Annotated in this window: 21 protein-coding genes; 13 read left to right on the top strand and 8 right to left on the bottom strand. The window is 60.5% G+C overall.

What is annotated here, in order from left to right:
- Nucleotides 1–42 precede the first annotated feature (42 nt).
- The 4 genes from JH15_RS01775 to JH15_RS01760 all read right to left on the bottom strand — a co-directional run bounded on the left by JH15_RS01775 (nucleotide 43) and on the right by JH15_RS01760 (nucleotide 7267).
- On the bottom strand, nucleotides 43–1320 hold the full coding sequence (locus JH15_RS01775; protein WP_043526403.1) for a M20/M25/M40 family metallo-hydrolase: 1278 nt from the start codon (nucleotides 1318–1320) through the stop codon (nucleotides 43–45).
- Between the two features lie 73 nt (nucleotides 1321–1393).
- On the bottom strand, nucleotides 1394–2533 hold the full coding sequence (locus JH15_RS01770; protein ID WP_043526401.1) for an LBF_2804 family protein: 1140 nt from the start codon (nucleotides 2531–2533) through the stop codon (nucleotides 1394–1396).
- A gap of 58 nt (nucleotides 2534–2591) precedes the next feature.
- The gene (gene thiI / locus JH15_RS01765; protein WP_043526399.1) at nucleotides 2592–4094 is read right to left on the bottom strand and encodes a tRNA uracil 4-sulfurtransferase ThiI; all 1503 of its coding nucleotides are present in this window, start codon (nucleotides 4092–4094) and stop codon (nucleotides 2592–2594) included.
- A gap of 56 nt (nucleotides 4095–4150) precedes the next feature.
- Nucleotides 4151–7267 carry a transglycosylase domain-containing protein gene (locus JH15_RS01760; RefSeq protein WP_081948826.1) on the bottom strand — a complete coding sequence of 1039 codons (3117 nt, stop codon included), beginning with the start codon at nucleotides 7265–7267 and terminating at the stop codon, nucleotides 4151–4153.
- Between the two features lie 214 nt (nucleotides 7268–7481).
- Between JH15_RS01760 and JH15_RS01755 the strand changes: the two genes are divergently transcribed.
- The 4 genes from JH15_RS01755 (at nucleotide 7482) to JH15_RS01740 (ending at nucleotide 9544) form a co-directional block, all read left to right on the top strand.
- The gene (locus JH15_RS01755) at nucleotides 7482–7691 is read left to right on the top strand and encodes a DUF6494 family protein (protein WP_043526397.1); all 210 of its coding nucleotides are present in this window, start codon (nucleotides 7482–7484) and stop codon (nucleotides 7689–7691) included.
- A 164-nt stretch (nucleotides 7692–7855) separates the two neighbouring features.
- Nucleotides 7856–8389 (top strand): magnesium transporter, encoded by a 534-nt coding sequence (locus JH15_RS01750; RefSeq protein WP_043526395.1) that lies wholly within the window; start codon nucleotides 7856–7858, stop codon nucleotides 8387–8389.
- Nucleotides 8390–8463: 74 nt separating this feature from the next.
- Nucleotides 8464–8934: a tellurite resistance TerB family protein gene (locus tag JH15_RS01745; RefSeq protein WP_043526393.1), complete on the top strand. Its 471-nt coding sequence runs from the start codon at nucleotides 8464–8466 to the stop codon at nucleotides 8932–8934.
- On the top strand, nucleotides 8927–9544 hold the full coding sequence (locus tag JH15_RS01740) for an exopolysaccharide biosynthesis protein (protein ID WP_231566352.1): 618 nt from the start codon (nucleotides 8927–8929) through the stop codon (nucleotides 9542–9544). The genes JH15_RS01745 and JH15_RS01740 overlap by 8 nt, the downstream gene beginning before the upstream one ends.
- Here JH15_RS01740 and JH15_RS01735 read toward each other — a convergent pair whose 3' ends face one another.
- Nucleotides 9545–10471, bottom strand: coding sequence for a YihY/virulence factor BrkB family protein (locus tag JH15_RS01735; RefSeq protein ID WP_052383848.1), 927 nt, complete (start codon nucleotides 10469–10471; stop codon nucleotides 9545–9547).
- A gap of 157 nt (nucleotides 10472–10628) precedes the next feature.
- Here JH15_RS01735 and JH15_RS01730 point away from each other — a divergent pair, with 157 nt between their 5' ends.
- The 7 genes from JH15_RS01730 to JH15_RS01700 all read left to right on the top strand — a co-directional run bounded on the left by JH15_RS01730 (nucleotide 10629) and on the right by JH15_RS01700 (nucleotide 19516).
- Complete coding sequence (locus JH15_RS01730; RefSeq protein ID WP_043526391.1) at nucleotides 10629–12683, top strand: sensor histidine kinase; 2055 nt, start codon at nucleotides 10629–10631, stop codon at nucleotides 12681–12683.
- Nucleotides 12684–12692: 9 nt separating this feature from the next.
- Nucleotides 12693–13088: a response regulator transcription factor gene (locus JH15_RS01725; protein WP_043526389.1), complete on the top strand. Its 396-nt coding sequence runs from the start codon at nucleotides 12693–12695 to the stop codon at nucleotides 13086–13088.
- A gap of 59 nt (nucleotides 13089–13147) precedes the next feature.
- The gene (locus JH15_RS01720) at nucleotides 13148–14269 is read left to right on the top strand and encodes a YaiO family outer membrane beta-barrel protein (protein ID WP_197053263.1); all 1122 of its coding nucleotides are present in this window, start codon (nucleotides 13148–13150) and stop codon (nucleotides 14267–14269) included.
- The gene (locus JH15_RS01715; RefSeq protein ID WP_197053262.1) at nucleotides 14259–15374 is read left to right on the top strand and encodes a HEAT repeat domain-containing protein; all 1116 of its coding nucleotides are present in this window, start codon (nucleotides 14259–14261) and stop codon (nucleotides 15372–15374) included. The genes JH15_RS01720 and JH15_RS01715 overlap by 11 nt, the downstream gene beginning before the upstream one ends.
- Nucleotides 15371–16798: a glycosyltransferase family 2 protein gene (locus JH15_RS01710; RefSeq protein ID WP_231566351.1), complete on the top strand. Its 1428-nt coding sequence runs from the start codon at nucleotides 15371–15373 to the stop codon at nucleotides 16796–16798. Before JH15_RS01715 ends, JH15_RS01710 begins: the two co-directional genes overlap by 4 nt.
- Before the next feature lie 116 nt (nucleotides 16799–16914).
- Entirely contained in the window at nucleotides 16915–18096 is a 1182-nt protein-coding gene (locus JH15_RS01705; RefSeq protein ID WP_043526387.1) for a M24 family metallopeptidase, read from the top strand.
- Between the two features lie 139 nt (nucleotides 18097–18235).
- Entirely contained in the window at nucleotides 18236–19516 is a 1281-nt protein-coding gene (locus JH15_RS01700; protein WP_043526385.1) for a coiled-coil domain-containing protein, read from the top strand.
- Between the two features lie 107 nt (nucleotides 19517–19623).
- Here the strand turns inward: JH15_RS01700 and JH15_RS01695 are convergent, their stop codons facing one another.
- Entirely contained in the window at nucleotides 19624–20268 is a 645-nt protein-coding gene (locus JH15_RS01695) for a phosphoribosyltransferase (protein WP_043526383.1), read from the bottom strand.
- A gap of 156 nt (nucleotides 20269–20424) precedes the next feature.
- On the opposite strand from JH15_RS01695, the gene apbC reads away from it, so the two are divergent.
- Complete coding sequence (apbC, locus tag JH15_RS01690; protein ID WP_197053284.1) at nucleotides 20425–21225, top strand: iron-sulfur cluster carrier protein ApbC; 801 nt, start codon at nucleotides 20425–20427, stop codon at nucleotides 21223–21225.
- Between the two features lie 103 nt (nucleotides 21226–21328).
- Entirely contained in the window at nucleotides 21329–21895 is a 567-nt protein-coding gene (dcd, locus tag JH15_RS01685; protein ID WP_043526381.1) for a dCTP deaminase, read from the top strand.
- 72 nt (nucleotides 21896–21967) lie between these two features.
- On the opposite strand, the gene purN is transcribed toward dcd, so the two are convergent.
- Both purN and purM read right to left on the bottom strand, forming a co-directional pair.
- Nucleotides 21968–22711, bottom strand: coding sequence for a phosphoribosylglycinamide formyltransferase (gene purN / locus JH15_RS01680; protein WP_043526379.1), 744 nt, complete (start codon nucleotides 22709–22711; stop codon nucleotides 21968–21970).
- Nucleotides 22708–23799, bottom strand: coding sequence for a phosphoribosylformylglycinamidine cyclo-ligase (purM, locus tag JH15_RS01675; protein ID WP_052383846.1), 1092 nt, complete (start codon nucleotides 23797–23799; stop codon nucleotides 22708–22710). The genes purN and purM overlap by 4 nt, the downstream gene beginning before the upstream one ends.
- Nucleotides 23800–23911 lie beyond the last annotated feature (112 nt).

The following is a 23911-nucleotide window of genomic DNA, read 5'->3' as shown; positions in this document are numbered from 1 at the left end:
ACCATGTAGTGCCGGGCCGAGCCTGCGAGAATCGGTTCCGTATCATTCCGCCTTGCCGGACCTTTTTTCTTCCGCCTTACTTTCGTCGGGTTTGCCTGCTCCCTGATGAGCCAGGGTCGCTGCACGATCGAGACGTGGATGATTGTCACGGAATTCGCGGTGCGGGTCCGGCAGGGCATCGAGCGCCTGCAACGTGCGGGTCAGCCCATGGATCGCGGCAAGCAGGTCCTGCGTATTTCCGGTTTCGGAAATGGTGTGCATGTTCCGGATCGGGAAACCGATCGACGTCGCTGCGCAATCCACGGCAGCCAATACGCCAGCCATGCCGTCCGTCCCGGTGTCCGCGCCGACGATATCGCGCTGCATGGGGATGCCATGCTCCTTGGCCGTGCTCTCGAACAGGCGATTCAACTGCTCGCTGGCGATCGCCCCGACAGATAGCGTAAAGCCCTTGCCCATCTCCAACGGCTGCATGCGGCGATCGCCAATACCGGGCGCAGCCACGTAATCGTGATTGACATCCACCCCGATGAGCGCGTCCGGCTTCAGCTCGCCGGCCAGCACACGACTCCCGAAGCGACCGATCTCCTCATAGCTGGCTATGGCAAAGAGCAGACGCACATTCTGGGTGCCGCCGGCCTCGGCAATCAGGCGCGCCACTTCGGCAGTCACGAAGCAGCCCAGGCCATTGTCGAGGTAGGCGCCGTAGAACGTATTGGGACTGAACCCAGGACGAATCGGGCGATCCAGCAGTATGGTGTCGCCCGGCCGGACGCCCAGATTCAGCACCTGCTGCTTCTTGTTCTCGCCATGTATCTGCAGATCCAAGTAGATCTGTTCCTTCTTGATGCCCTTGTCACCGGTGCGCACGGCGGGGTCGGAGAAGTGAATGGCCCCGAGCGCTTCCACCGTACCGCCCTGGATGATGCGGTACTGTCCTGGCGCTTCGGGATCCTCACTGAACAGCTTTACTTCATGACCGATCAATACCGTGGGCAGGAACGAATCGGTATTGATCCAGATCTTGCCATCTTCTCCAATGCTGCGTACCTGCATGCGAATCTTGTCGGCATGCCCGATGAGCATCACCTTGAAGAGATCGTCTCGCCCAGGATGGCTGTCCAGGACGATGCCCGCATGGCCCTTGAACTGGTGGGTATGCCAGCCATCGGGTGCGAACGATTCGAAATGGGGCTTGAGCACACCGTAGGTCATGGCGCCTTCGAGTCCCACGGGGCTGGGCGCGTCGAGGATGCGCTTCATCAGTTCGAATTGCTGCTCCGGCATGGGACGGGCCCAGGGGTGATCCACTTCACTCATGATTCAACTCCGTTTGGTTCGCGCTGTCCGCCCAGTCTGACAGATTTTTCGTCATTTTAGGTACGTAGCAGTCCTACCCCCAGCCTTCGCCGACCTCGATCCGCTGCCCTGCAAGCATTTTGCTGCGCATGGCCTTTAGCCGCGTTACGTCATACTGCGCGTCACACATAGCATGCACTTGCTTCAGAAAGGTGCGTTTGCGACGGTTCAATGGGCCGGCCATGACACAGGCCATGTCGAGGACATGCAGGACGAGGCTCTTTTCTGCGCCGCCCAGGGTACCCAAGCGAGCGGTATGTTGAGTCCATTCGGCCTGGATCTCATCGTCATCACGGCCGAATGCCTCGAGTAGGTGGTAGAGCAGGAGAACATGATTGGGGTGAGCTTGTGCATTTTGCATGACTATCTCGCCCACGCCTTGTAGGACGATTTCTTGCGACCGTTTTCCCAGCGTTTCACGGGCAGACTCGAGTTGCTCGACCAGGGTATGGATTGCAAAGGGCCCCAAGGCGGCCTCATGGGCTTCCTTCAGCATTTTCCGTGTAATGACACCATTCCAGACGGCATACAGCGGGCCGGTGATCAGCGGTACCAAGCCACGCAGGGCGGCTCGGCCGAGCACGCGGCGCAGCACCACGCGTAGCAGAAAGCTGCTGACGCCTACTTTCATGCGATATAGCACTGCCTGAAGAGAGAGCTTCCAGGTGCTGACATAGGCGAATGGGTCGATTCCATAGATGTGCTGGCGTGGACTGGGGAATTCCAGGGCAGCGCGTGCCAGGCTGCGATTGACGACTCGGGCATGACCGCTGGGTTGCAAGGGAACGCCGGCGAGTCGACTGATGGTGCCGATGGCACGCAACGCATTCCAATAGAGAAACAGGATCTCAACCAGGCTGATGAGACCGGCCACGACCGAGAATACAAGCCAGTAAGGCGCTTGCTCCCACAGGCTCATGTCCTGCATGCCATCAAGAAGGCCCTGACGCATATACACTTCGCCACCGCCTATCAGGCCGCCCGAGACGATTCCGGCAAGGCCAGCGTAGATGATGGCCTGCTTGTGGACTCGACGCAGTGCGATCCGCTCCTTCGCGCTGCGCTCACGTGAAGAAAAACGATCCAGGTCATTGTAGCGCTGGAGAAAACGTGAGGCCCAGCGTTCAAGCAAGCTTGGGCGCGGGACGTAGTGATGGTCGGGGCTCGAAGGCATGGAGTAGGGCGCGATTCCATAAACGATGCAGTACAAGGACGACGCTTGGAAACACAGCCTAGTCGATAGGCTGCATCGATGCGCTGGCGCTGCCGCGATACACGCCGATATGGGGGTAGCCTTCATCTGCCAGGCGCAGCGCCTGCATCTTGCTCATGACGCCTTGATCACAATACAGGAGATAATGCCTGCCCTGAGAGAGGTTGCTGATCTCGTCTGACAAGGCGTAGAAGGGGATCTCCAGCAGCTCGACCTGCGCGGGCACGCTCAGGGGGGAGCGTTCGCGCTCGTCGGGCGATCGGATGTCGATCACACTGCAGTTGCCTTGCTGCGCCAGGGCATCGGCCGAATGGACCTCGCGAATCTCGGCAAAAGGCGCCGAGGGGGTGGCTAAGGCGTCGACTCGGGTGCGTTCGGTCTGCGCCAGGGCTTGTTCGAGCACGCTGAAATCGAAACCGGCTTCTGCAGCTTCGATCTGGTCACGCCGCGCACGGGTATTGGGGCGTTTCGATATGACCCCGCAATATTCGGGCATTCTTTCTGCAAATTCGGCCGTTCCGATCTGGCGGGCTTCGGTGATGATGTCCTGCTTGTCGCTGGCAACGAGGGGGCGCAGCACGGGGCGCTCAATCACCGCATCGATCAGAGCCAGGTTGGTCAGGCTCTGGCTCGAGACTTGGGCGATAGCGTCGCCAGTCACCAAGGCTGGGATTCTGGCCTGGGAAGCGATCCGGTCCGCCACTCTAAGCATCATGCGCTTGAGTACCACGCCCATGTGGCTATCTGGCACGTTGGTAAGAATCTCGCGCACGACAGCTTCGAAAGGCACCGAGATGAAGTCGACGCGATGGGACGAACCGTAACGTTGCCACAGATGGTGGGTCACTTCGCGAACCCCGGCTTCATGGGCGGGGCCACCCAAGTTAAAGAATAGAAAGTGGGTCTTGAGGCCGCGCCGTATAAACCGGTAGGCAGCAACCGGGGAATCGAATCCTCCCGATATCAGCGCCAGTGCCGTGCCCTGTGTGCCTAGGGGGTAGCCTCCCAGTCCCGGGCGACGTTGCGTGACCAGGATCAAACGGTCGTCTCTAAGCTCGATGCCGACCTTGACGTCGGGATGCTTCAAGTCGACACGTGCGCTGGGCACGGCACCCTGCAGCACCGTTCCCAGGTAGCGTTCAAGGTCGGAGGAACGAAACGCGTGGCTTCCGCTGCGCTTCACCCGGACACAGAAGCGCCGGTTCGAGATCAACGGTGCCCATAGGGGAACGACCTCATCGGCCGCCTGGGCGAATGATTCGAAGTGGCGCTCTTCGATACTCAGGATTTCATGGAGCCCGGGGATACGGGTCATGAGTTCGGCGAGCTCTTCCTGGGCTTCCAGTGGTAGATGGGCGCTGGGCCTGACCTCCAGCGCGTCCCATTGTCCCGTGACACGTACGCCAGCATCGACTCTGAGTAGCGTATTGCGCACGTTGGCACGCAGGCAGCGGATCATTTCCTTGCGCACCGATCGTGACTTGATGGTGATTTCGGGAAAGAGCTTGAGTAAATATTTCATTAACTAAACTTTATAAAACAATTAATTATTATTATAGCTTCCGTTACGTACTGCGGCTACCCGGCACTGAGTTGTAGGCCGGGCGTCGGTGTGCCACACGCCGTAGGTCCCAGGAGATCGAGATGGGGCCGCAATATCGGCTCCATGCCCTTGAGCACCTGAACCGGCAGTGCCGAAGTGAACCGGAAACTCCCCGATTGGCTACCGATGACGTAAGCGGTCAATGTCCCGAAATGGTGATCCCCCAGGTAAAAGACGAATGTAGCGGTTCGATTGCGTGCCTGGGAATCGATCACCTGGCCGGACCGTGAGACGCTCTCGATACGGTTGTCTCCCGTGCCGGTTTTCCCACCCAGAACCAGGGGCGTGCCATCGGCAAGAGTGAAGCTGCCTTGGAGTCGCCGCGCGGTTCCCCCTTCGACGACATGCGATAGCGCTTCGCGCAGTACCCGGGCGACTTCCGGCGCCATGACTCGCTTGCCGGGTTGGTCCGAGCGCCTCATTCGCGTCTCGTAGGGCGTCCCTTCGGCAAAGTGCAGCATGTCGATGCGCTGGGTCGGCAGTCGAATGCCCTCATTGAGGATGATACCCATGAGTTCTGCCAAGGCGGCCGGTCGGTCCCCCGAGCTTCCCAGGGCGGTGGCCAGCGAGGGAACGAGATGGTCGAATGGATAGCCAAGCCGTGCCCAACGCTGATGAATATCCAGAAACGCCTCGACTTCGAGCATGGTGCGAATACGTACGTCGCGGGCATTACGGTGCCGCGTCTTGAATAGCCAGCCATACACCTCCTGGCGCTCGCCCTGGCTGGCCTCTGCGGCTTCCTGAAAGCGCGCTTCAGGGTGATTGAGCATGTATCCCACCAGCCACAATTCCAGCGGATGGACTCGCGCGATGTAACCCTGGTCGGTCAACGGAAACGCTTCGGGGGCATAATGCGAATACAGCTCATCGATGCGCTTGTCGCTGAGCGCCAGGTTAGGGAGCCGTTGGGCGAGGAAGCCGGCGAATTCCGAACGCGTGGCGTTGGGGAACAGATAGCGATGAACCGTGGCCAGGCGTGAATCGATGGGTTGGATCCCCTCAAGGAACGTTTCGAGCCGCTGATCGCTATCCTGGTCGCGATACTTGTTCCAGAAACGCATCAGGAACACGCGGCCTTCGCGTTCGGCGAAACGCTGCAGGTACGCCACCCGGCGAGGGTCATTGTCGTCTTCGAGAAGCTGTGCCCCGTTATCGTTGGCATGCGTGGTATAGCGCACCAGATCACGCATGACACGAACGAAAGGCAGGTTGATCGACTCGCGCAGCGACTCGTTAAGGGTCGGATTGCGGCCATTGTCCTCGCGACGGAAGTTATTGAAGGTGTGCCTGCCTCCACCCGTAAAGAACCCTTCGTTGGGACTGGCTGAGTAGCGACGCTCCATGGCGGCCTGAAGCATCCGAACCAGATCCCGATCCTCCGAGGCTGACAGATACTCGATGACCCATCGGGTCAGGGCGTCGGGCTGTGTAGCGGCGTGCTGACGCAGCACATCGATTGGCTGGTCGGCGTAGCGTGCGTGCAATTCGGCCATCACTTCGAGGTAGGTCGCAAGGACACGTAGCTTGGCGGTCGAGCCGAGTTCGAGTTTGCTGCCTTCATTGATATCGAACGGCTGCTGGGTATTATCCGTCTGTACCCGGACATGTAGCCCATCTGGACGACGCTCGAAAAGAGTGAAGCTGTAACGCACGTCCTGGGTCTTTTCGGGCGAAAGCAGGCGGTCCCCGAGCAGGCCGATTTCCTTGGCAAATGCGGGATCGGCCAGGCGGTCCAGATACGCACTGATCTGGTGTTGGAGTTCACCGTGCAGCGTGGTGGTAGCCGTCAGGTCGAGCCGGTCCAAATCATAGAAGGGAAGCCCCAGCAGGCCGGCCAATCGGCTACGGGCCACCTGGATTCCCTTGTCGCTTTCGATAGTGACACTGGCCGGGTCTTGAGCGAAATGGCGGAAGGTGAGTCGTTGCTCCAAGGCGGCATCCCGGAGAGCCGCATCGACGATACCGGCTTCAGTGAACAGCCGCAGGTGACTATCGGTGAGTTGCTCCAGTGCCTGGCGACCCTGCGACAGGTAATAGGAAGGGCGGCGCTGGGCAATCATCAGCGCAACGACCTGGCGTAGCGCCAGGCCTTGCTGGGGTAGGGCGTGCAAGTCGCTGGAGCCAGACACCAGCAGTCGATTGACCTCATCGAAGTCCGCGCCGAACCAGACCCATAGGCCATCCCCGATCCCATGCACTTCACCATAGCCGGGCGCGGCAGACAGCGGGACCGTGTTGAGGTAATCGAGAGCGACGTCCTGTCGGGCCCCGAGCGTGTTCGGCCCGTCCTGGTAGCTTCGTACGCTGGCCGAGATCATCTGGCGCAGCTTGTCGCTGGCGGAACGGGTAAGGCCATCCGGCGAATGACGGTACTTTTCCACCTGCGTGGCCAAGGTGCTGCCCCCGGCCGACTGGTCCTGGAGTTCGAGTGCCTTACCCACTTGTGACACCGCGGCCATGGCAAAGCGGGGCCAATCCACTGCCGGGTTGGCATACGGCTGGGCATCATTGAGCAACTCACGGTTTTCGATGAAAAGCAGGGCCTGGAGTATCCGGGGTGGCACCGCATCGAAATGCGGATAATGCCGCTGGGGATGGCGAAACGTATACAGCGGTTCGCCACGGCATTCCTGGATGGTCAATCCCGCCCGCGTTTTCTCGTGATAAGGGGGGTAGAACCCGTGCTGGGTGTAATCCATCAATGCGGGCGAAAAGCGGGCCTGACGGTCGACGGCAAAGCCTCGCTCAAGCAGTCGCTGCTGGAAGGCCGGTAATTGGGTATAGCCCAGGCGCGTATCGAAGGGGCCCTGCTTGGGAAAGGCGACTTGGTCGGTGGCACCTGCCCCCAAAGCGAAGGTCAATGTAGCCGCATAGCGGGACAATTCCTGCGACTGGATGCGCGAGGTTCGCGCTTCTGCCACCAATAGGGAACTCAGGACAGCGGCGAGTGCCATCAGGATCCAGGGGAGAAGATCGCGCTTGCGCCAACGGGGTCTGGTGCCCTGGGGCTCAGCCTCTTGGGAATCGACGACTCCCTCATGTTGAGCGCGATCGAAATCGTGTTGCGTAGAAACCTCGAATGCGCCCATCTTTCACCCCACTGCACTTTCGTCACCCTGCTTATCGGCCAGCTTAGCGCCAGCTGCAGCAAAGCGGGGCAGATTCGTGAAAAATAATTAGTCGAGGTCTAAGCCGACGCCATTTGCACTCGCGAGCTTGCCCTCGTCATGCCTCGTGGACTGGTCAAGAGGTGTAAATTCGCGTATCGGTGGTAGGGACACTTACATTGAACAGGACGCTGTGATGAATCAGGACACCTTCAACATGAGCCTGCGCAAGTTTCTCAAGACCGTTGGCGTAGGCTCCCAGCGAGAAATCGAGCAGGCGGTGGAAAAGGCGCTGAGCGAAGGCCGGCTCCAAGGCGATGAGACCCTGCCTGCCAGAGTCACCCTGAGCGTCGATGGCATCGATCTCAAGGTCGATTTCACTAGCGACATCAAGCTCGAGGAGTAAACGAGGGGCGCAGGACGACGCCATCAGGTGGGTTGGAGTGTCAGGATTTGCCGTATCCATGGTTATCGTCAACCTTTGTGACAGGTCATCCTCTTCTTCCCACCTGCATGTATCGATGATCGGGCCGAGAGGATGCAAGACACCGCTAGCTGCAAGGAGGGTCTATGCAACGGCTATATTTCATCAGTCCAAACCAGGATATCACTGTCAAGATCGCGCAAGAACTTGAGGCGCTTGGCCTGACCAAGGATGAGGTGCACGTCCTGGGGCGTGACTGGAAGGGACTCGAACAGCGTGGCGTGAACAGTGCCACGCTGATCAACACCTCCGATGTCGCCAATGCTGCAGTTAGAGGGCTCAAGTTCGGCGTTCCATTGGGTGTCGTTATCGGCATCGTGGCCTTCTTCGTGCTTGGCTTCGATAGTGTCTTGAGCTTCCTGGGGCTGGTCGTCGGCCTGGCGATCTTTGGCGGCTTGTTCGGTATCTGGACCAGTACCATGATCGGTGTCTCGGTGCGCGACGTGAAAATCAACAAGTACAAGCGGGCGATCGATAAGGAGGATGCCTACCTGATGCTCGTCGATGTGCCGGAAAACCAAGAGCATGAGATCGATGCGGCCATTCGCCGTCACCACCCGGAAGTCGCCATCGAGAAAGCCAGCGTCCGGGAGAAACAGCAGCAGGGGGCTGGTGTATAACGAAGCGCGACCTTTTTGTGAACCCCAACGCGACCGCCATGTCGGAATCGAGTAGATAGAAAAGGAGATTCTCGATGCTCGATGCCGTACAGCAGTTCTTTCAGCGGGCCTTGGCCAACCCCGCAAACGCAGAAGATCGCAACTTGACGCTGGAACTGGCGACCGCGGCCTTGCTCTGCGAGATCGTGCGTGCCGATTACCACACCAGCGATGCCGAGCTCGGGACGTTGAGGGCGCTGCTCATGCGTCGGTTCGGCTTGAGTGACGAGGCCGTGGGTGAGCTCATGGCGCTAGCCGAGCAGGAGGCCGAGGACGCCGTCGACCACTATCAGTTCGTCAGCCTGGTCAAGGAGCACTATGGCTATGAGGAGCGCGTCGAACTGGTGCGTATGATGTGGCAGCTCGCCTTCTCCGACAATGAGCTGGATACCTTCGAGGAGCATCGCATTCGCCGTCTGGCGGGCTTGCTGCATGTCAGCCACGGTGATTTCATCAAGACCAAGTTGGATGTTCAGTCACACGCAACAGGATCTGCCAGTGAATGACGAAACGGCCAGGAGGGGCCAAGAACCACCGCAAGCTCACAATCTGAATGAATTGCTCGACAACATCGAACGCTTCGCGCCCGATTGCGATCAGGTCACGCTGGACGATCTGCTCAGTGCCGTCGGGAGACGATCGTTCGGTCCGTTCCTGCTCGTGGCAGGGTTGATCACGTTGGCGCCCATCATCAGTGGCATCCCAGGCGTACCCTCGTTGATGGCGATCATGGTGCTTCTGGTCGCGGTACAGTTGCTGATGCGACGAGAGCATTTCTGGTTGCCTGCCTGGCTACTCAAGCGCTCGGTATCCAAGCGCAACATGCACAAGACGATTCGGTGGCTGCGGAAACCGGCAAGCTATGTCGATGGCCTGTTGCGTCCACGCCTGGTCATGCTCACGGGCGATGTCGGTATTGTCGTCATCGCCATCAGTTGCGTCGTCATCGCCATTGCCATGCCCCCCATGGAGCTGGTGCCCTTTTCGGTCAATGGTGCCGGGGTGGCCCTGGTCGCGTTCGGGTTGGCCCTGATCGCTCGCGACGGGTTGCTGGCCTTGCTTGCGTTCCTCGCGGCGGGTGGAACGTTCACAGCGGTAGCGGTCAACGTCTTCTAGTCACTCCACCCGGGTCACGGGCTCTCTGCTTGGGTCGACATGCCAGGGAAGGCCGGCCCTCGCATTGCGCTCGAGCTCAGCGATGACCTGGCCGCCAAGCAGAAGGATGACGGCTCCGATTTCCAGACTCAGCAACAGTATGATGAGTGTCGCCAGCGAGCCGTAGACGGCATTCACCACCGACAAATGCGAGAAATAGAACATCAGGAACAGGCGCACCCCTTCCCATAGAAGCGCTGCAACGAACCCGCCTATCAGGGCGCGGCGCAGTGATATCCGTACCACCGGCAGGACCTTGTAGATAGCGCTGAACAAGGCAAACATGCCGATGAACCCGATCAGGTAGAGTAGGCCCAATGATGCGCCGGCAAATGGCAGGCCATACCCGAAAATGGCGATAGCCAAGTCGTTGGCGGCATTGGTGAGCGATACCAGTAGCGTCAGCAAGAGCAGTCCCACGCCCAAAACCAGCATGAAACCGTAGGGGAGCAGGGCCGAGACCCATGCACTGCGCTTGGCGGGGTCATCGGGCAGGTGAAAGATGATGGCCATGGCATCTTCCAGCATTCGAAACGCCAGCGAGCTGAACAAGACCAGCACCAGGGTGCCGACGACCCCGATAACGTCCCGTGAATCGAGTACTGTTCGCACGGCATCGAGTATCACATCCGCATGGGCGGGCGCGAGGTGGCGAGCCTGAATGGCGAGAATCTCGAGTAATTGGGCTTCGTTGACCACATGAGTCAACAACACGCAGAGCAGGGCGAACAGCGGTACGATCGACAGCAGGAAATTATAGCCAATCCCTCCGGCCAACAGCAGGCCGCGGTTTCGAAAGAACGCTTTCAAAACGCGCCACGCAAAGCGGCCAGTGTGCCTCAATAGCGTCAAAGTGAGGCGGTCTTGCCCGCGTATCGACTTCCTCATTCGTCACCCCTGGCGATCATGCTTCCTGATGATACGCCTGTAATCGGTTGCGATACCATGACGGCCTTGGCACGGTAATGGCTAAGGTGGCGCGCTGGACGCCGATAACGCTGTGGTCGATTATCGTTAATAGTATGACTCCCTTAAGGAGAATGTATTGCCGCGTATTCCCGACACGACCTGGCATAACCTGGCCTTCATTCTGGCGTTCGTCATGTTGATTGGCCTGGGTTGGCAGGCGGCACGCACCCAACAAGCTCTGCTCGAGGCCAATCAGGCCGTTACCGGCAGCCTCGAATTGATTTCGGCAGTACAGAACGTATTGTCTACCGTACAGGACGTGGAAACCGGTGAACGTGGCTACGTCATCACTGGCGAAGTGACCTACCTTCGGCCCTACCATCAGGCCTTGACGCGGCTCCCCGAGGATAGTCAATCCCTGCAGCGCTTGCTGCAACAACGCGGCAACATCGAGCCGGAATGGTACGCGCGCCTCGAGTTTCTGATGCTACGCCGGTTATCGATCGCCGAGGCCAATGTCGCCGTTCGTGAACTCGAGGGGCGCGAGGCGGCCTCGTTACGCCTACTGGCGGCGGGTGGGCGCCAGACCATGGACCAGATCCGAGGGCAACTCGGGGCGCTTGAAGCCAAAGAGCGCTCAGAGCTGGCAAGGGATAACCGCCGCCTCGAGCGTCAGGTAGTCCGATCGCGCTGGCTGGGCGGTATCGGTGTGGCAACGGTCATCCTGATCTTCTGTGCCGCCTTGTGGTCGGTCAACCGTAATCTGGCGCTGCGCCGTAAATTGGCCCGCGAGGCCCAGCAGGGCGAAGCAAGGGTGGCAGCCCTGCTACGCGCCGTTCCTGATGAGCTCTTTTCGATTCACCCCCCGGACAGCGTGGAGCGGCTCGACCGTAACGCAAAGCCCGCTGCGGTACCCGCAGGCCTTAAAGGGGAGTTCCTGTCCCGTCTCGCGGCCGATGATGACCGGGATAGGCTGCACAGCTTCGTATGGCATGACGACCACGGCAACGAGTTCGAGGTGCGCATGGTACCGGCAGGGGAGGCCACCCATCTGGCCATCGTGCGCGACGTGACCGAGCGACTGCGCACCCGGCGGCGGCTGCTGGATCAACGCACCTTCCTACGTAGCGTGGTCGATGCCGACGAGAACCTGATTTTCGCCCGTGACATCCAGGGGCGTTTTCAGCTTACCAATATCGCCTTTGCAGAGTTCCTCGGACTCGAACCCGGCCAATTGGAAGGAAAGCGTCCCGCGGAGCTTCGCAGCGGCCATCTGTTGGTACCGCTACTCAGTGGCGATAGTGAGCTGCTTGCCGGCCGGCCCGAGCTACGCGTGCCTGAAGTCGAGGTCGAGTCGGCCCGGGGTGAGATACGCTGTCTACAACTTCTCAAGCGTCCCCTGACACTCTCGGATGGAAGTCGCTACCTTCTCGCTGTCGCCGTCGATATTACCCAGCGAAGGGAGATCGAGAAGGTGAAAGCGGAATTCATCTCGACGGTAAGCCATGAATTGCGCACGCCACTGACGGCCATTCGTGGTGCCATGGGCATGCTCGCGCAAGGCATGGCCGGCGACTTTCCCCGAGAGGCACGTCCGCTTATCGATATAGCCAACAAGAACAGCGAGCGGCTGTCACGCCTGATCAATGACATTCTGGACATCGAGAAGCTCGAGTCCGGTCGTCTCGACTTCAACCTGCAGCCGATGCGACTCCTGCCACTGGTGCGGCAGGCGATCCATGATAACGATCCCTACGCCGCCACGTTCGGTGTATCCCTTGAGCTGCACGAGGATCCCGCCGATGGCTGGGTGCGGGTCGACGCGGATCGTCTTGCCCAGGTCATGGCAAACCTCCTGTCCAATGCCTGCAAATTTTCTCCACGTGAAGGCATCGTGACCCTGGAGGTCCTCGAAGTGAATATGGCAGGAAAGCCCATGCTCGAAGTGGGCGTCAGCGATCGAGGACCGGGCATTCCCGAGGCCTATCATCACAGGATTTTCGAGCGTTTCGTCCAGGTCGATTCGTCGGATCGTCGGCGGTTGGGCGGTACAGGGTTGGGCCTGGCAATCACCCAGACCTTGATGGCCGAAATGGATGGCGAGGTAGGGTTCACCTCCGAGTCAGGGCAGGGCACCCGCTTCTATGTTCGCTTCCCCTGTATCGCGGGTTTGGAAACACATGAGCCATAAGGAGCAGCCATGAATCAGCCCGAAGCGGATGGCAAGCCACGCATCCTGATGATCGAGGATGAGGAAGACATCGCGTTCTTGATTCGTTACCTCCTCGAGCGTCAAGGATTCATGGTCGAGCATGCTGCCGATGGTCGGCAGGCGCTCGAGCGGTTCGAGAGCCCGGAGGTACCGCAGCTGGTGCTGATGGATATCATGTTGCCCTATCACGATGGGCTCGAGTTGCTCGAGCATCTCCGCCACCTGGCCCCATGGCAGGAGGTGCCCGTTTTGATGCTGACCGCCAAGACACGTGAGTCGGATATCGTTCGCGCACTGGAGCTGGGCGCTGATGATTATGTGACCAAGCCCTTCCAGCCGGAGGAGCTACTGGCACGCATCCGTCGTTTTATGAGGAGGCGCTAATGGTGTGGTGTGGGTATCGAAGTCAGCGACGGGGCTCGCGTCATCGCCTGGCAGCTCTGATGCTCATGTTAGGTAGCGTCGCTGGACCCGCCTTTGCCTCACCGGCGCTGGATCGAGCCCGGGAGTACATAGAAGCCGATAACCTTCCGGTTGCCGAGACGTTGCTGGCCAGGCATTTGGAGACGTCGCCCGAGGATCGTCCGGGACGGCTGCTGTATGGTCAGGTGCTGGCTTGGCAGGGCAACTACTCGGCTGCCCTGGCCCAGTTCGACCGGCTCCTGGCCGAGCAGCCTGAAGACGTCGATGCGCTTCTGGCTCGGGGACAGGCACTGCTTTGGTCAGGGCAACCCGAGCGTGCCCTGGCGCCGCTGGAGAAAGCCGAGACCCTGGCACCGGATTATGCCTTGGTGTCGACGGTGGTCACCCAGGCGCGAGAGGCCCTCAACCCGACCCAGCCGATGCCCGCGGCTCCTTCACAGACGCCTGGCCGACGAGTGCATGAACTCGAGGCGTCGTGGCGCCATGAACGACTCGATGGCGGGTATGCCGACTGGCAAACCCAGCGCATCGATTACGCTTCCTCGCGTGCGGGGGCTCCGACGTGGTATGCAGCGGCCCTGAGGGAGCAGCGGTACGATGCCTGGGATACCGGTATTGAGGCAGGGGCGGTGTTTCCCCTGGATGAGCGCTGGTCGTTACAACCCGAGATAGGAATCGCCTCCTCACCGACATTTCTACCTGAGCATTACCTCGACCTCGCCATCCAACGAGTGCTGCCGCGCGGTGTCGTGAGCAACGCCAGTCTGCGGCGAACCCAGTACGAAGCGTCCCATGTCGACCGGCTGGCGTTGGGCCTGGAGCGCTACTGGGGTGTGTGGCGTGCCGCCTACACGCTCAACGTGAGTGACGTCGAAGGTGCGGGTCGCCCCGTCGGTCACGATCTGGGGCTGGATTACTACTACTCTGGGCCAAGCTCGGTGGGCCTTAGGGCCAGCCTGGGGCGAGAAGAAGAGGCTGTCCCCGGGGGTGATGTGGTGACGACTGACGTTCATTCCTTGAGTTTGCGTGGCCGCCACTGGCTGACACCGCAGTGGGCCATGAGCTGGGAGTTGGGCCATCTCAGTCAGGGAAGACTCTACGACCGACGTGGAATCCAACTGGGGATCCGTCATGCCTTCTGAGGGCACCCCCTTTTCCCTTCTGGCGAGCCTGCCCGAGGATGCCATCCTGCGGGCTGCACTTTATAGCGCGATTGGCCTGGTAATCCTGACCCTGGCCATCATGGGCCAGATACTCATCCTTTCCGAGCTGGCCGCACGTCGCGAACGACGGCGCCGCGCATTCCAGGCGTTCTGGCGTCCGCGCCTGGCGATGGCTAGCCTGGGCGAGGGCGAGCCTGATGCCGCCAGTCACGCAACGCTTGGGTCGCGCCAGGCGCGATTGTGGTTTCTATTGTTGTGGCTCAAGACACAGCGGCAACTGAAAGGAAGCGCCCGGGAACGCCTCAATGTTCTATTGGGAGATCTCGGGCTCGTCGACTCCCTCTTGCGGCTATTGGAGGGCGCGGCAGTACACCACACATTGGTGGCACTGAGCTGCTTGCGCTACCTGGCCGACCCTGGCCATTGGGCTGCCGTCGTGCCGCTACTCGCGTCGCGCAACACCGTGGTTTCCATGGCTGCAGTTCAGACTTTGGTTAGCCTGGATGCCTCGCGCGCCATGTGGCTGATCATGCCGCAGGTCGCGCAGCGTACCGATTGGGCGTTGCCGCGGCTCGTGGCGGTATGTCGCCAGGCGGGTCGGGAAGTGGTGACCGGCCCGCTGCTCGAATCGCTCGAAGCCGGAGACGATCAAGAGCGTCGGCGGCTCGTCGAGCTCCTTGCCTGGGCGGAACCCTCGAAGGCGGCGCCCTGGGCACGCAGAATCCTGGATGTCGATGGTGAGGAAGTCATGGAGCCAGGACGACAGGAGGCGGCGCTCCGTTGCCTGGGCGAGCTGGGCGACCCCCGTGACCGCCCTCGTTTGTGCGAGGCACTGGCGCATGCGCTTCCCCAGGTCAGGCATGCCGCCGTCCTGGCGTTTGGTAAGCAATCCTTGGCAGAAGACGACGAGATCCTGGCGCCACTCCTGGCCGATCAAAGTTGGTGGGTTCGCCAAGCGGCCGCGGATACACTCGTTGCGCTGCCAGGCATGTCATCCGACCGGCTCGATACCTTGCTGGACTCCATCGAGGATCGTTATGGGCAGGATGCGCTCCGGCGTGCCAGGATCGAGGGCGGGCAATGATGGATTCGATTCAGGCTGCGTTGGCTGGTATCGACTGGGCGTGGTGGGCCCAGGTGGGCTTCATTGGCTACTTCCTTCTGCTCAACGGGGGCTACCTGGCCCTCAACCTGTTGTCGATGGTCAGCCTGCGTCGCTATATGCGCCAGCGCGCCGAATTGGGCGAGGAGGCCCCTTACCTGGGGATCGAACCGCCGGTCTCATTGCTGGTTCCCGCCTACAACGAGGAAGCGACGATCCGCACCTCGATACGCTCGTTGCTGCAGTTGCAGTATCCGGACTATGAGGTCGTCATTATCAATGACGGCTCGAAGGACGCGACTCTGGCGGTACTGATCGAGGCATTCGAACTGGCCGAGCACCCGGAGCCGATGCGTCTGGTGGTACCCCACCAGGAGGTGCGAGGGGTCTATCTTTCCCGGCGCTACCCGAACCTGAAAGTGATCGACAAGGCCAATGGTGGCAAGGCGGATGCCTTGAATGCGGGGATCAATTCCGCCCGTCATGGCCTGTTCTGTGCCGTGGATGCCGATTCCATCCTGCAGCGAGACAGCTTGCTGCGGGTCGTGCAGCCGTTCCTCGAGGACGAGCGAACCATTGCCGCGGGCGGTACCGTGCGTATCGCCAATGGGTCGCAAGTTCGTGGCGGGTTCCTGCTCGAAGCGGGTATACCCGAGAGCCTGCTCGCCCGATTCCAGATCGTCGAGTACCTGCGTGCCTTCTTGTTCGGTCGCCTGGGCTGGTCACCCATGAATGCGGTGCTGATCATCTCGGGGGCCTTCGGCCTGTTCGACCGTGAGCGCGTCATGGCGGTCGGGGGCTATAGTACCGCAACGGTAGGCGAGGACATGGAGTTGGTAGTCAGGTTGCATCGTCACCATCGCCTGGCGGGTATCCCGTATCGCATACGCTACCTGCCCGACCCGATCTGCTGGACCGAAGCCCCGGAAGACCTGGGCACGCTGGGTCGTCAACGAAGCCGATGGCAGCGCGGCTTGGCTGAAAGCCTCACGACACATTTTCGGCTGGCCTTCAGCCCCCGCGGGGGCGCTGCCGGTCACCTGGCCTGGCCCTTCATGGCTTTGTTCGAATGGCTGGGTCCCTTGGTGGAACTGGCCGGTTATGCATTCATGCTGTTCGGTTTCGTCACTGGACTGGTATCACCGCTGGCGTTGGCCGTCTTTCTGACAGTGGCGATCGGCATGGGTATCTTGCTGTCGGTCAATGGCTTGCTGCTCGAGACACTCTCGTTTCGTGTCTATCAACGACGCCGGGACATGCTGCGTTTATTCCTGATGGCCGTTCTCGAAAATTTCGGCTATCGCCAGCTCAACACCCTTTGGCGCTGCCGCGGTCTGTGGCAATGGTTTTCTCGCCGCAAGCATCAGTGGGGCCAGATGAAACGCAGTGGCCAATGGGGACAATAGGCCGGAAGTCGGCGAGTCGGGTCGTGGCGGTCGGCAACGTTCTCTTCCATGCTGTGAGAGGCTCCCCCGTGTCGGGAGTCGAGCACGTATCGTGAGCCAGCCTGGGAGACGTATCGATGAACCACAATGACTACCGTGCCTGGCTTCAGCAGGATCTGGCGGGCTCGGAATGCCCTTTCCCAGAAGAAGAATTTCAGCGACGTCGTTCGGCCTTGCTTGCCGCCATGAAGGCTCAATCGTTGGATGCGCTGCTGCTGACCGACCCCGCCGATATCTTTTACTTGACCGGCTATCACACCTTCGAGGTTGCGGTGCACGTCGCCCTGGTATTCGGCCCACGACAGCTGATGCTTCAGGTGCCCTCCATCGAGACCGGGCCGGCCGTGGCAACGACCCGGGTCAGGGATATTGTCGGCTATCGCTGGGAGGGGGTGGACGAAGTGCTCGTCCCGCTGGCAGATTGCCTCGCCGATGCCGGAAAGCGCATCGGCATCGACACCTGGCATGGGTCGTTGCGTCATGGCGTGATTCAAGGCCTGATGGAGCGGCTGCCGGGGCATCGTTTCGTGGACGCGGGCCCCGTCATCGATGGGGTGCGCTTGGTCAAGACGTCATTGGAACTCGATGCGCTGGGGGAGAGCGCCCGGCTGACGGGACTCGGCATCGAAGCGGCGGCGCAGGCGGTGCGTCCCGGCATTACCGATTGTGAATTGGCCGCCATCGGTTGCCAGGCCATGCATTCGGCGGGCAGCGAGTTCATGAGCATGCAGCCCATCGTCACCAGCGGACGGCGCAGCAGCATTATCCATGTCAATCATCAGCGTCACCGTATCGAGGAGGGCGATCCGGTATTCCTCGAGTTCGGCAGTGCCTGGAAGCGATACACCGCGCCGATGATGCGAACCGTCACTGCCGGTACACCCAGTGCTCGCATGCAGGCCATCTTCGATACTACCCACAGACTCTATGAAGCGCTGACCGAGGCCATGCGTCCAGGCCGCTCTTTCGACGATGCGGCCCGGGCCGGTGAGCAGGTTCTGGCTCCCGTGGCCTCGGATGTCTTCTTTTCGGGGGTATTCGGCTACAGCGTCGGGGCCCAATTCCCCCCGTCCTGGGTCGAGGGAACCGGCTTTATCGCCCGTGGCCAGCGGCGACAATTCGAACCGGACATGGTGTTTCACCTGCCACTCTGCTTGCGGCTTCCCGGCCTTTGGGGGATCGGATGCAGCGATACCGTGCGGGTCACGGAGAATGGCGCCGTACCGCTGACGTCGAATCCCTGGTCCCTCGCCCGATAGTATGAAATTCGTTACGTAACCCCGTGTATTCAAGTTTCTGACTTTCGTGTTTCGGTGAGCCGTCTATGCTGAAAGCGAAGCTTGAAGGATGCCGCCGGAACCGCGGCATCGATTTGCCACCTAGCGAGGGAAACGTCACATGTCGGATCTATCGATGACCGAGCTGTCCCGGGATACCCGTGTCCGCATTCTCGGGGCCATCGCCATCGTTGCGATCATCTATGCCATTATCGTAACGTCGAGTGTCAGTTCCGCACGTGAAGAGCGTGACCAGCTTGAAGCCCGGGTCGATACACTCCAGAGCGAAAACAGGGCGCTGAACCAGGAAGTCGAGGTATTCAGCGAAACCTATAACTCGATCGAAGAGGCCGAGTCGGAGCTTGTGTCGCTCCAGGAGCAGCGCCGGGCCGCCGAGCAGGAACTTTCCACCCTGCAGGAGCAGGTCTCCGAAGTGGAAACGCAGCTTGCTTCGATCGAGGAACAGTATCAGCAGCAGCGCGAGGAGAAGCAGGCGCAACTCGAGGAGCTGGAATCCCGCCTCGCCGAGGTCGAGCAGCAGCGGTCGCAGCATGAAGCCGAAGTCGAAACGCTACAGCAGCAAGCCGAAGAGGCCCGCCAGAGCCGTGACGATGCGCAATCGAAGCTCGATGAAATTCAAGACAGTATTGCCAACGCTGAAGGCCGCCAGGCGGAGTTGGCCAGCCAGATCGAAAATCGTCAGTCACGCTTGGAAACGCTTGAGGGTGAGATCCAGGAGCGCGAATCACGCCTTGAGGAGCTCGAGGGTGAGGTCGCCACGGCTGACGAGACGCTATCCAACGTGAAGCAGGATCTCGAAGAGACCTCCAACGAATATGAGACGGTTCAAAGTGAATTGGAGAGTACTCAGCAGCGTCTCGAAGAGTTGACCCAGCAGACGCAAACGCGTCGCGAGCAGCTCAACCGCCTGGAATCCCAGCTGATGGAATGGCGTAACCAGCTCAACAGCCTGGAGATTTCTGCGGACCAGTCGGGCACAGACCAGCAAGAGGGTGGCCAACAGCAAGGTGGCCAGCAGTCTGGCGGTCAACAGGAATCGAGCCAGAGCCCGGCATCCCCGGCTGTACAGAGCAACGCCCGCGCTCAATCCAGCGACTCGGCCCAGGGTGATAGTTCCAACCAGGCAGGCGAGAGCCAGCAGACCCAGCAGGGCGGCACGTCTCAGGGTGCAGCCTCGCAAGGCGAGACTACCCAGGGCCAGCGCGCTCAAGGCACGTCCTCGTCGCAAGCCAGTTCATCTCAGAATGGCGACGCCGCGAATGACAGCAACGGCGGCCAGGCAGCCTCGGAAGAGGGTGGCAACCAGGACGAGGAAAATAGCCAGGGTGACGAGGAAAGCGCTGAGGGCGAAAGCCAATCCCAGCAGCAATCACAACAGTAACGCCATTGCGCCTAGTAGGCGTATGTAAAAGGAACGGCGGGCTACGGCCCGCCGTTCCTTTTTTCTGTTTGCCTTCCCTTCTATCTAACAGTCCGTCTATTGGTCTATCACTTGCTAGCCGTCCCCAGCAGGCGCATGACTTCCTCGTCGCTGGTCTGATCGAAGCGTTCGTACCACTGGCCGACGGCCATGAATCTCTCTGGGGTGAGTAGGCAGATCGTCTCGTCGGTCAATGTCTTGAGCATGTCGATCGTCTCGGGCGGCGCCACCGGCACGGCGACGATCAGGCGTGATGGCTCCTGCGTACGTAGCGCTTCGATAGCTGCCTGCATGGTTGCACCGGTGGCCAGGCCGTCATCGACGACCACGACGGGACGGCCCGTCATCCGAACTGGCGGGCGGTCGCCACGATAGGCCGTTTCTCGCCGGGCCAGCTCTTTGCCCTCGTCCCGTGCGACGGCCTCGATAGCATCGGCTGGCAGGTTTAGGGCCTGGATCCTGTCCTCATGCAGGACGCGGATGCCGTTCCCCGCGATAGCACCTATGGCCACTTCGGGCTGCCAGGGAATCCCCAATTTCCTGACCACGAGGATATCGAGTTCGGCATCCAGGGCTTGGGCGACTTCCCAGGCCAGCGGTACACCGCCCCTGGGCAGTCCAAGAACCAGCAGGTCACTGGTCCCACGCAAGTGGGTTAGCGCTTCGGCAAGGGCCTGGCCGGCCTCCTTGCGGTCGTGGAATCGTTGAACCATGAAACGCTCCTCGATGGATGGAGGTAATCGCGATGCCACCATGAGCGTAGCAAGGCACGCAAGAAAAGGCTGAGCGCAGCGCTTGGGGATAGGGGGGGCGAGCGGGTTATACTGCATTGAGGCAAACCGAGACGACCAGGACAGGAGAGCATCGTGATCGAAGGGGTTAAGCATATCGTCGCCGTGGCATCCGGCAAGGGCGGGGTCGGTAAGTCGACCGTGACTGCCAACCTGGCGTTGGCAATGGCGGCGGAAGGATACCGTGTCGGTCTTCTGGATGCCGATATCTATGGTCCAAGTCAGGCCCAGATGTTGGGAATCGCCGAAGGGGTACGGCCCGAGCAGGCGGGCGAGAATCGTTTCAAGCCGCTGGAGGCGCACGGCATCCAGGCTATGTCGATGGCCTTCATGGTCGATGTCACCGAACCGATGGTTTGGCGTGGCCCTATGGTATCAGGCGCGTTCCAGCAATTACTCAACCAGACGGTCTGGGACGATGTTGATTTCCTCTTCATCGACATGCCGCCGGGTACCGGTGACATCCAGTTGACCCTGGCGCAGAAGGTACCGGTTTCCGGGGCGGTGATCGTGACGACGCCGCAGGATATTGCCCTGCTCGACGCTCGCAAGGGGATCGAGATGTTCCGCAAGGTCAACGTTCCGGTACTGGGCGTGGTCGAGAACATGAGTCTGCATGTCTGCTCGAATTGCGGACACAGCGAGCCGATTTTCGGTCAAGGGGGCGGTGAGCGTATCGCAGCCCAGTACGGCACCACGCTGCTGGGGCAACTGCCGTTGACTCTGGCGATTCGCGAACAGTCCGATGGGGGGCGGCCCACCGTGGTTTCCGAGCCGGACGGCGAGGTTGCCCAGACATTCCGCTCGGTGGCCAGAGCCGTCGCTCAAGGCGTGAGTCAGCAGGACGGTGATGGGCCCAGCATCTCGTTTGGCGATTGATATCGCTGACTCTGTATTGACGAGAGCGTTGGTAATCTGAAGAGGGGCCGTTATGATAGCGGCCTCTTTTTCATTAATCGTACGTCGCAGCCAAGGACGCCCCATGAGCATTAAAGCCGACAAATGGATTCGCCGCATGGCGGAAAGCCAGGGCATGATCGAACCGTTCGAACCTGGCCAGGTGCGTCATATCGATGAACGGCGGGTGATCTCCTACGGGACGTCGAGCTACGGGTATGACGTGCGCTGCTCGGACGAGTTCAAGGTGTTCACCAACATTCATTCGGCGGTAGTCGACCCCAAGGCGTTCGATGAAAAGAGTTTCGTCGACATCAAGGGCGACGTCTGCGTGATCCCTCCGAACTCCTTCGCATTGGCGCGTACGGTGGAATATTTCCGGATTCCCCGCAGTGTGCTGACGATCTGCCTGGGCAAGTCGACCTACGCGCGGTGTGGGATCATCGTCAATGTCACACCGTTGGAGCCGGAATGGGAAGGGCACGTGACCCTGGAGTTTTCCAATACCACGAACCTGCCGGCCAAGATCTATGCCAATGAAGGGGTCGCCCAGATGCTCTTCCTGGAGTCCGACGAAGAGTGTGACGTCTCCTACAAGGATCGCGGCGGCAAATACATGGGCCAGCGGGGCGTGACGCTGCCTCGTGCATGATGTTAGCTGTATGCCGCTCCTGTCCTGAGGCTTCGTGCGGGACAGGGGCGACATAGCCCTTCATGGCGTTTGTCAGGCCTCGTCGAGATCCTCGTCCAGCTCTTCCGCTGCATCGGCGTGCGACATGCGCAGCCCTTGAGGGGGCAGGTCGATCCCATCGAACGTGGCTCCCTGCGCTGCCAGGCGTAGCCGGCCCTGCAAGAACCACTTGACCGCGATCGGGTAGATCAAGTGCTCACGCGCATGCACTTTCTGCTGCAGGCTCTCGACGCTTTCACCCTCGGCGATATCGACGGCTGCCTGGATGACCACCGGACCCCCATCCAGCTCTTCCGTAACGAAGTGGACGCTGGCGCCGTGTTCCTTGCCCCCGTCCACCAGCACCTTGGCATGCGTGTTCAATCCACGATAGGCGGGAAGTAGGGAGGGGTGGATATTGAGCATCCGCCCATGGAAGCGGTGAATGAACAATGGGCTCAGAATCCGCATGAAGCCTGCCATCACGATCAGGTCGGGCTCATGACGCTCGATGACTTTGATCAAGGCGCCATCGTAGGCTTCGCGACTGTCGTATTCTCCGTGGGGTAGAACCACCGCATCGATACCCGCATCTCGGGCACGCTGTAGGCCATAAGCATCGGCAACATTGGAAATCACCGCAACGATTTGGCCCCCGAGCTCATCATAGGACTGGGCATCGATGAGGGCCTGCAGGTTGCTGCCGTTGCCCGAGATCAACACGACTACCCGCCGAGGCTCGGCAGCCTCGGGTTCGAAGTCGCTGATTGTATCGCTCTGGTAGGTGTCGCTACTCATTGTTCCAGATTCTCCAGGCGCACCTGCTCTTCCGTTCCTTCTCGTGTCACGATCTTGCCCAACCGGTAAACGATCTCGCCCTGGGCTTCGAGGTGCGCCTGAGCGGCCTGGGCGTCGGATTCGGCAACCACCACGACCATGCCAATGCCACAGTTGAGGACACGGTGCATCTCGCGCTCGTCGACGTTGCCTTGTGACTGCAACCAGTCGAATACGGCGGGACGCGTCCAGGCCTTGGCGTCGATTCGAGCGGTCAACGTGTCGGGAAGCACGCGGGGGATGTTTTCGAGCAGCCCGCCGCCAGTGATATGCGACAGGGCATGAACTGTGACGCCACTTTGCTTGATCAACGAAAGCAACGACTTGACGTAGATACGTGTCGGACTCAACAGGGCATCGCGCAACGATACGCCATCAACCGGGGCATCCAGGTCGGCCTGGCTGATTTCGAGAATCTTGCGGATCAACGAGTAACCGTTCGAGTGCGGGCCGGACGACGCCAGACCGAGCAGGACGTCGCCCTCACCGACACGCGAGCCATCCAGAATCTCGCTCTTTTCGACCACGCCCACACAGAAGCCGGCCAGGTCGTAATCGCTACCCTCGTACATGCCGGGCATTTCAGCGGTTTCACCGCCCACCAGGGCACAGCCAGCCTGGGCACACCCCTCGCCAATCCCGGTAACCACGTCAGCCGCGATATCCACGTCGAGCTTGCCCGTGGCATAGTAGTCGAGGAAAAACAGCGGCTCGGCACCGGCAACCACCAGGTCGTTGACACACATGGCGACCAGGTCGATGCCGATGGTGTCATGCTTGTCCAGGTCCATGGCCAGGCGCAGCTTTGTGCCGACGCCATCTGTGCCGGAGACCAGCACGGGCTCCCGGTAACCGGTGGGCAATTGGCAGAGCGCGCCGAAGCCGCCCAGTCCGCCCATGACTTCGGGACGTGTGGTTCGCTTGGCCACACCCTTGATACGCTCGACCAGCGCATTGCCGGCATCGATGTCCACGCCGGCATCCTTATAGCTTAGGGATGTCTTGGGGGTAGACGGGGGTTGGGAGGAATCGGACGTGCTGCGGGTCATGACGAGTCCTGTCGAAACGGCGGGATAGGTAATGGAAGGCGCCGATTGTATCATTGCCCTGCGTCGCTCGCATCGCCGAGACGTGGACAAGGAGGGCGGAATGCCAAGTCAT

The sequence above is a fragment of the Litchfieldella xinjiangensis genome (assembly GCF_000759345.1).
Lineage (GTDB): Bacteria > Pseudomonadota > Gammaproteobacteria > Pseudomonadales > Halomonadaceae > Litchfieldella_A > Litchfieldella_A xinjiangensis.
The sequence above is the reverse complement of the archived record's forward strand: the minus strand, read 5'-3'. Positions and strand labels throughout refer to the sequence as shown.